The organism is Maribellus sp. YY47, assembly GCF_023111095.1.
GTDB lineage: Bacteria > Bacteroidota > Bacteroidia > Bacteroidales > Prolixibacteraceae > Draconibacterium.
Window position 1 is genome coordinate 40,762 of sequence record NZ_JALGYW010000031.1, and the last position, 8,543, is coordinate 49,304.

Here is an 8,543-nt window from a genome sequence, read left to right on the forward strand (position 1 = left end):
CAAAAAAGTGTTTTATCTATTCGTTTTAACCGTTGCTGTATTGCTTAAAATAAGCCTCAAAGCTGGCGCGTATTTTATCTGAAAGTTCAGTGTTTCCGGCAGTTCGCACTGCACGTTCCATTTTCTGAATATAGAACAGGTTTCGCTGAATTTCTTCGTTTACGCCTCCTGTCGAAAAATGTTCAGCAGAAAGTGAGAAGTAATAATTCAACTCGTCGTTCGAATTCGAGAAAGCTGTTTCAATCAATGCGATTCCCTTTTCTGTTGCACCTGCCTTGATATAATTCTCGGCCAGTTCGAGTGCAAAATATTCGTACGAAATAATATCGTTGGGGATCAGTTCCACACAGCGATCGATCACTGCAATCGCAGAATCGTTTTTATTTTCTTCAATTAAAGCAGCTGCCAGGCGATTGAAACTGTTCCGGATATTGGTCATCATCCGGGCATTGTTTTCATCGATGTACACCTTCGGATCGTTCATGCCTCCCCACTTGAACTTATTCATCATATTGTCGTACATCCGGGTGGTTTCTACCCGTCCGAATTGCAATTGTTGTGGCGAGCTGGGTGTTTTTATCGGCACCAGACGATAAGCAAAACCTTCGGTCTGGAAATAATCATTCAGATTGAGGTATTTGTCCCGGCCTACCGTTATCGCCCAGTAAATAGGACGTTCCCAGTTATTATTCGCGATCAGATCAAGGATCATCATTTCATCTTTTGACAAGGCCGATTTATTCGACAGGTCAATTACGATCTCATCTACGATTTTATCCGCATCTTCGGGAGCAACCACATTATTGCGTAACACCGCTTCCTTATCCACTTTAAAACGGATTTCCTTTTTCGGAATGTAGGCGGCATCGCCCATTTGCTGAAGTTTGGTTGCCGGATTATCATCTGCAATCCAGTCTACCGCTTCTTTCAGGCCGATGTAGTCGCGTTTTATGCGCGGATTATCCAGCACATACACCATGTCGCGTGTGCCCAGACGGTATTGATTTTCGGTCATTGAAAAAGGTACCGGATCCGAATCGTAGGCTTTGTGTTTCATCTGGTTGATGTACCAGTCGGTTTGCAGGTAACTCAGGTTACAAACCCTCACATCCTGCCGCACACCTTCCACTTCCTGGTTGTACCACAAGGGGAAGGTATCGTTATCGCCGTTGGTAAAAATAATACCGTCTTTCTGGCAGGTATTCAGGTAATTTGCACCAAAATCGCGGGCAGTGTAGCGACCTGAACGATCGTGGTCGTCCCAGTTTTGAGCTCCCATAATACCGGGCACCAAAATCAGAGCGGCTAAACCGGCAATTCCGGCGCTCACCGTTTCCGGCAGGAATCGCTTTAATGCTTCGGTCAGCGAAAGAACGCCAAGTCCGATCCAGATGGCAAAAGCATAGAACGAACCCGCGTAGGCATAATCACGTTCACGCGGCTGATGCGGATACTGGTTGAGGTAAACCACAATGGCCAAACCTGTCATCACAAACAACAGGAACACCACCCACAAACCTTTCTGACCTTCTTTTCCTTTATTGTATTGAAATAAAATCCCCAGAATTCCGAGCAGCAAGGGCAGGAAGAAATAGGTATTCCGTGCTTTGTTATTGGCCAGGCGGGCCGGTAAATTATCCTGATCTCCCAACCGGGCTTCGTCGATAAACTTAATACCGCTTAACCAGTTGCCGTATAAGATTTCGCCATGTCCCTGAATATCGTTCTGACGGCCTACAAAATTCCACATAAAATAGCGCCAGTACATAAAATTAACCTGGTACGAAAAGAAGAAACGCAGGTTTTCGCCAAACGTTGGTTTGATAATGGTTTCGTTCTCTCCCCGCTCATTTTTAAAATTAATCCGCGTACCTTTTACCCGTCCCCACTGGATATAATCCTGCTCGTGCGACGGATCGTTTGAACTCCACATACGAGGGAAGAAAGTAGTGAAACGCTCATCGTAATTGGCGCTGTAGCGGTGATGAGTCACCACATATTTGCCGTCAATCTGTGAATATATCGGGCGACCTTCAGTAAAACGGTCACCGCTTTTCAACGGAGAATTGTAATATTGTCCACTAAACAACGGACGCTCGCCGTATTGTTCGCGGTTCAGGTAACTCAGCAACGAAAAAGTATCGTTCGGACTGTTTTGATCCATCGGCGGTTCGGCCGATGAACGAATAATAATAATGGCAAATGAAGAATAACCGATCAGTATCACCGCAACCGACAACAACATGGTGTTTAAAATCGGTTTCTGTTTTTTGTAGGTAAAATAAATCCCGTAAGCAAAAGCCGCCACCAGCAGTACCACATAGAAAAGCACACCCGAGTGGAACGGTAATCCAAAAGAATTTACAAAGAGCAACTCAAACCACGAGCCGATGTTCACAACTCCGGGGATGATTCCGTACATGATCAGTCCGAGCAAACCAACAGAAATGACCAGCGCCCAGAAAATTCCTTTTTTAGTTACTTCATATTTTTTGAAATAGTAAACAAACACAATGGCCGGAATTGCCAGCAGGTTCAACAGGTGAACACCGATTGACAAGCCGATGATGTAGGAAATAAATACCAGCCAACGGTTGGCATGCGGCTCATCAGCTACATTTTCCCATTTCAGAATGGCCCAGAAAACAATGGCGGTTAACAGCGACGAACTCGCATAAACTTCGCCTTCCACTGCCGAAAACCAAAAGGTATCTGAAAACGTGTAAGCAAGCGCTCCCACCAAACCACTGGCCACAATGGCAAGAGTTTGTCCGAAAGTAGCCTCACTTTCCCTGACAACAATTTTACGCGCCAGGTGGGTAATGGTCCAAAACAGGAACATAATGGTAAAAGCACTGGCCAGCGCCGACATTATATTCACCAGCTTAGCTGCATTTTCAGGCCCGCCAAACAAGGTAAACATTCTGCCCACTATCATAAAAATAGGAGCTCCGGGCGGGTGCCCCACTTCAAATTTGAAGGCAGTTGTAATAAACTCACCACAATCCCAGAAACTAACGGTCGGTTCGATCGTCATCAGATAAACGACGGCAGCAATTAAAAAACTTACCCAGCCACCAATGTCGTTGTACAATTTGTATTGTTTCATTCGTTGAAATGTTTTCAGAATACTGAAATAAGTGAAAAATTATAAACAGTTGCGAAGATAAAGCTTTTGATATAAACTATGCCTCACCTTCTGTTTTTTAAGTCTTTTTAGAGATTTCAAAGCTTTTTACTTACTATCTGCAACTTAATTGATCCTGTAGCCCAAAACAATTTCATGACTATTCACCGTTTCGGTTTTCAAAAAGTCATTAAACGTGTAACTGTAGCCAATCCTGTATTTTTGTTTGAGATCTACTCCAAACATCACCGAATGAAAATCCTCAAAATCGCCATTCTGGTATCCCGCCCAGAGTGTTTTTTTGTATTCCGCATGAATCCCCGGAATAACCAAATAATTTTTGTCGGAATAATCAACCATAATGTTTGGTTTAAGCGAGAAGTCTTCTGTGTTAACTAATGCAAATGCCAGAACACCTGTAAAAACAGCAGGTACATCAATCGCTAAATTATCCTCTCCGGCAATTTGCTCCTGAAGTGTTACACTTAGTCCGGCACTTAGCTTTGTTGAATGAAAAAACATGCCAATGTTTCCATTAAACGTTTTGAAATGTTGATCTTCAAACGACTCAAACAAAGGATCATATTGATCACCAGGATAAAGAGGATAGGAAGAAAGGTCATTTTTATAAAAAGTGGTACCTCCCGAAATACCAAAACTTAAAATGGCCGAATTAAAAACCTTGAAATCAAAAGCGTAGTTTACTTTTACCAGATTGGCGGTCTCCAGCCCAATTTTTGTATGATAAAAATCGAGCCCCACAGTGCCCGCTTTTGGTGAAACTCTATAGTCGAATGAACCTGTCACCAAATTATATGACTCTTTTCCATAATCCCCGAAATCATAGACAACATGGGAGAAACTTCCATAGGCCCAATCGGATGGAGTTGCAATTGCTGCCGGATTCTTAAGCGGGAGCCCGATCCAGTATGCACCTTCCTGAGCACTTGTTTGCTTGTTAAGAAAAACAGATAATAACATCAGCACAACCAACATCGGCTGAATCATGCATTTGCGGTTTTTAGTTTTCATTTTGGGTGATTTTTAAAGATGAAAATTAAAAGGTATTTAACCTTGTATTTTCTTGCTAATATATCATAATTCCAGATACCATGCGCCCGGTTTGAATGCCTTCGCGACGTGCCGAGTAATATTTTTCGGCTTCCTGAAAAGAACATTCTTCGAGTACATCAATGTTCTTTGCTTGAATGCCACAACTCAGTAACAAGTTTCGGTTGGCGTCCCAAAGGTTAAAATGATATTTCCCTGAACCATTTAAACACAGGGTTTGCTCAGCCTCAGGTATCGTCCGGCGCACAGCCTGCTCCACTTCCGAACCCACTTCGTACACCACAGGACCAATCGACGGACCAATGGCCGCTTTTAAGTTTGCCGGATCGCTTTTATACTCTTTTTGCATTTTCAGAACGGTCTCCACCACAATCTTCTGAACCGTTCCGCGCCAGCCAGCATGAACGGCAGCCGCTACCTTTTCTACCGGGTCGAAAAGCAGAATCGGAACACAATCGGCCGTTTGTACGCAAATACATATTCCGGGCTGATTGGTGATCAGGGCATCAGTTTCAGCAATTTCCATTTCCGGGATTTCATTTACCGCGCACACCGTCGAGGTATGTGTCTGTCGCGGGAAAACCAACTGTTCAGTTTTTATTCCCAGTAAGCGGGCGAGTTCCTTCCTGTTTTCCACAAAAACTGATGCTTCATCGCCGGTAAAACGCGCAGCAGGTGTGCCCATACTTTGTTTGGTTGTAGTAAATGCCAGCAGCTTGTCGCAGGTTTGAAAAACCGGGTATTGAATAAAATTATCCATTTTTCAGCAGTTGATTTAAAGCGTTTTTATCCAGCAGGGTTACCGTTTTTTTCTCAATGGAAATCAAACCTTCCGTCTGCATTTCACCCAAAACACGCGCCAGCGAAGGCCTTGTAACACCAAACAAATCGGCAAGTTGTTGCTGGGTACTGTTTAACTCAAAAGAATGAAAACGATCTCCGGCCCGCTGCAAAAGAAAATGAGCCACTTTCTCGCGAATGGTTTTAAAACTCAGGAAATTCAGTTTTTGCGAAAGAAACTGTGCACGCGAAGAAATACTGTTCAGGTAATTCCGAAGAACGCGGGTATTCAGCTGCAGTATTTTCAAAAATTCGGGAACCGGAATCGCCAGTATCTTTGCCTTCGTATTGGCCGACACTGTCACCGGAAAACGGTTTTCCTTACCAAATAAAAAGGCAGCTGCGAGCGGTTTCGGCGCTTCAATGTCTTCAATCTTTACGGTTTTTCCCGAGTAATCGATCATCTCGCCACGCACCGTTCCGTCGAGCACTATCAGCAAGTGCTTCACCTCTTCGCCGGCAAGCACCACCACTTCATCTTTTTCGTAATTTTTTAGCTGAAAATGAATTTCATTGAGAAGCTGCCTGGTTTCGTGTTCAGGAATTCCTCTGAATACGGGGCAAAGACTTAAAAGTGAATAATCTATCATTTTGTAACAATTGATACAATTTACGAAACGCCGCACCGCTACTTTTGTTGCGTGATCCAAAAATAAGAAGAACAAATAAAAAACGATATGATACGGGAAATTGTAAAAATAGACGAGGAATTGTGCAACGGTTGCGGAGCATGTGTTCCGAACTGCCACGAAGGAGCTTTACAGATTATCGACGGCAAGGCCAGATTGGTAAGTGAACTGATGTGCGACGGACTGGGAGCCTGTATCGGTCATTGTCCCGAAGGCGCCATCACCATCGAAAAACGTGAAGCAGATGCTTACGACGAGGTAGCCACCATTTCGCAAATGATAAAAAGCGGCAAGAACACCGTTTTTGCTCACCTGAAACATTTACAGGACCACGGTGAAACCGGTTATCTGCAACAAGCGCTGGGCTTTATTAAAGCCAACCGCGAAGCGATGCCCTTCGAAATCAGCGAAGTGCACGAACTACTGCATGGCGAAAAAAAGGCAACTGCCTCGTCAGGCGGATGTGCAACAGGAGGTTGCCCAGGTTCTGCTCCCGTAGCTTTTGATGCCGGAACGCTGAAAATGGCGGCTCCTGCCGGCGAAGTTCCATCGGCGCTTACCCAATGGCCGGTGCAAATGCACCTGATCAATCCGGCAGCTTCGTATTTTCATGGCGCCGACCTGCTGGTGGCAGCCGATTGCGCAGGCTTTGCCTACGGGAATTTCCACGCCGATTTTATCAAAGGCCGGAAAATGGTAATTGCCTGCCCGAAACTTGACCAAGGAAAAGATATTTATGTTCAAAAACTGACCCACCTCATCGACGATGCAAGGGTCAATACCATTACTGTTGTAATTATGGAAGTACCGTGCTGCGGCGGTTTGTCGCAGATGGTGCAAATGGCCACACAAATGGCTTCGCGCAAGGTACCCGTAAAAGAAGTTGTGATAAGCATCCGGGGAGAAATTCTTTCCGAAGAATGGATCTAATTGTTTGATCGGGATAGTCAGGGACACCGGATAATTTATCATTACCAGAGTCCAGTCCGGTACCTGACACCATCCTCCTTTAACACACCATCATCAAAGAAATTAATCATCAATTAAATTGTACAGATATGAGTATGTTTTGTTTTCAGTGTCAGGAAGCCGCCAAAGGAACCGGCTGCACCATTGCAGGAGTTTGCGGAAAAACAAGTGATGTAGCGAATCTGCAGGACACTTTGCTGTATGTTTTGAAAGGAATTAGCTGGTACAACGAAAAACTGCGTGTGATTGGCGCCAATCCATCCAAAGTTGACAAGTTTGTTTTCGACGGATTATTCAGCACCATTACCAACGCCAATTTCGATAAAAAGGTCTTTGAAAAAAGAATCATCAAAGCCTTACAAATGCGTAACGAATTGCTCGTACTGTGCAAGGAAGCGGGTGTAAGTCTGCCCGAAGAACTTCCTGATGTTGCCAGGTGGAATGCCGTATCAGCGGAAGAATTTGAAGCAAAAGCAGAAGAAGTTGGCGTATTAAGCACTGAAAATGAAGACATCCGTTCGTTGCGAGAACTCATTATTTACGGGGTGAAAGGATTAGCTGCTTATGCCGAACATGCCTGGAACCTGGGCAACAAAAAAGACGAGATTTTTGCGTTCATGCAACGCGCACTGGTGGCCACTACCGAAGATCTTTCGGTGGAAGAACTGGTGGCACTTACGCTGGAAACCGGAAAGTACGGAGTGGATGTAATGGCACTGCTCGACGCTGCCAACACTTCGGCTTACGGAAACCCGGAAATGACCAAAGTGAACATTGGCGTTCGGAACAACCCGGCTATCCTGATCTCGGGTCACGACCTGAAAGATATGGAAGAGCTGCTGAAACAAACCGAAGGAACCGGCGTGGATGTGTACACTCACAGCGAAATGCTTCCGGCACACTACTACCCGGCTTTCAAAAAATACAAACACCTGGCAGGTAACTACGGAAATGCGTGGTGGAAACAAAACACTGAATTCGAAAGCTTTAACGGCCCGATCCTGTTCACAACCAACTGTATTGTTCCGCCAAAAAGCAGCGCAACTTACACGGACAGGATTTATACCACCGGCGCTTCAGGTTTGGAAGGTGCCATCCACATACCGGATCGCAAAGACGGTGAAATGAAAGACTTCAGTGCAATTATTGAACATGCCAAAAAATGCGCAGCACCGCAGGAAATTGAAAGCGGCGAAATCATTGGTGGATTTGCACACGCACAGGTTTTTGCACTGGCCGATAAAATTGTAGATGCCGTAAAAACCGGAGCCATCAAGAAATTCTTTGTAATGGCCGGTTGCGACGGACGCATGAAAAGCCGTGATTATTATACCCAGTTTGCAGAGCAACTTCCACAAGATACAGTAATTCTGACCGCAGGTTGCGCCAAATACCGCTACAACAAACTGCCTTTGGGCAATATCGGTGGAATTCCACGCGTGATCGACGCCGGACAGTGTAACGACTCTTACTCACTGGCAGTGATAGCTCTTAAGTTGAAAGAGGTTTTCGAACTAAACGATATCAACGAACTACCAATCGCCTACAACATTGCCTGGTACGAACAAAAAGCTGTAATCGTATTATTGGCGCTGCTTTACCTGGGCGTGAAAAACATTCACCTCGGACCTACATTGCCGGCGTTCCTTTCACCCAACGTAGCCAACGTTTTAGTAGAGAATTTTGGAATTGGCGGAATTACCAGTGTTGACCAGGATTTGGAAATGTTTCTGCAATTAAGCGAAACAGACAAATAATATACATTAGGGACAAAAAGGGGTGACTAGTCCTAAATAAGCGTTACAGATTATTGGACTAAGTTAATAGATTCACAGACCGTTTCAAAGCTAGCTTTGAAACGGTCTGTTCTTTTATAGCTTTTAATTTTAATGGTATCTTGTTTGTGC

General features: G+C 44.6%; 6 protein-coding genes. 2 read left to right on the forward strand and 4 right to left on the reverse strand.

The features are described 5' to 3' along the window. Window positions 1-25: 25 nt before the first annotated feature. From MR764_RS18945 to MR764_RS18960, 4 genes are all read right to left on the reverse strand, one after another. Window positions 26-3,109 (reverse strand): DUF2723 domain-containing protein, encoded by a 3,084-nt coding sequence (locus MR764_RS18945; RefSeq protein WP_247981029.1) that lies wholly within the window; start codon window positions 3,107-3,109, stop codon window positions 26-28. Window positions 3,110-3,253: 144 nt separating this feature from the next. Continuing rightward, window positions 3,254-4,159 carry a PorP/SprF family type IX secretion system membrane protein gene (locus tag MR764_RS18950; RefSeq protein ID WP_247981030.1) on the reverse strand — a complete coding sequence of 302 codons (906 nt, stop codon included), beginning with the start codon at window positions 4,157-4,159 and terminating at the stop codon, window positions 3,254-3,256. 55 nt (window positions 4,160-4,214) lie between these two features. Beyond that, window positions 4,215-4,958, reverse strand: coding sequence for a peptidoglycan editing factor PgeF (gene pgeF, locus MR764_RS18955; protein ID WP_247981031.1), 744 nt, complete (start codon window positions 4,956-4,958; stop codon window positions 4,215-4,217). Next, window positions 4,951-5,628 (reverse strand): Crp/Fnr family transcriptional regulator, encoded by a 678-nt coding sequence (locus tag MR764_RS18960; protein ID WP_247981032.1) that lies wholly within the window; start codon window positions 5,626-5,628, stop codon window positions 4,951-4,953. Before MR764_RS18960 ends, pgeF begins: the two co-directional genes overlap by 8 nt. Before the next feature lie 87 nt (window positions 5,629-5,715). On the opposite strand from MR764_RS18960, the gene MR764_RS18965 reads away from it, so the two are divergent. Next, window positions 5,716-6,597: a 4Fe-4S binding protein gene (locus MR764_RS18965; protein ID WP_247981033.1), complete on the forward strand. Its 882-nt coding sequence runs from the start codon at window positions 5,716-5,718 to the stop codon at window positions 6,595-6,597. A 128-nt stretch (window positions 6,598-6,725) separates the two neighbouring features. After that, window positions 6,726-8,393, forward strand: a complete 1,668-nt coding sequence (hcp, locus tag MR764_RS18970) for a hydroxylamine reductase (RefSeq protein ID WP_247981034.1) — start codon at window positions 6,726-6,728, stop codon at window positions 8,391-8,393. Window positions 8,394-8,543 lie beyond the last annotated feature (150 nt).

Coding starts and splice junctions, on each gene's coding strand:
- MR764_RS18945 (WP_247981029.1), bottom strand. CDS start 3,109: ATGAAACAATACAAATTGTACAACGACATTGGTGGCTGGGTAAGTTTT.
- MR764_RS18950 (WP_247981030.1), bottom strand. CDS start 4,159: ATGAAAACTAAAAACCGCAAATGCATGATTCAGCCGATGTTGGTTGTG.
- pgeF (WP_247981031.1), bottom strand. CDS start 4,958: ATGGATAATTTTATTCAATACCCGGTTTTTCAAACCTGCGACAAGCTG.
- MR764_RS18960 (WP_247981032.1), bottom strand. CDS start 5,628: ATGATAGATTATTCACTTTTAAGTCTTTGCCCCGTATTCAGAGGAATT.
- MR764_RS18965 (WP_247981033.1), top strand. CDS start 5,716: ATGATACGGGAAATTGTAAAAATAGACGAGGAATTGTGCAACGGTTGC.
- hcp (WP_247981034.1), top strand. CDS start 6,726: ATGAGTATGTTTTGTTTTCAGTGTCAGGAAGCCGCCAAAGGAACCGGC.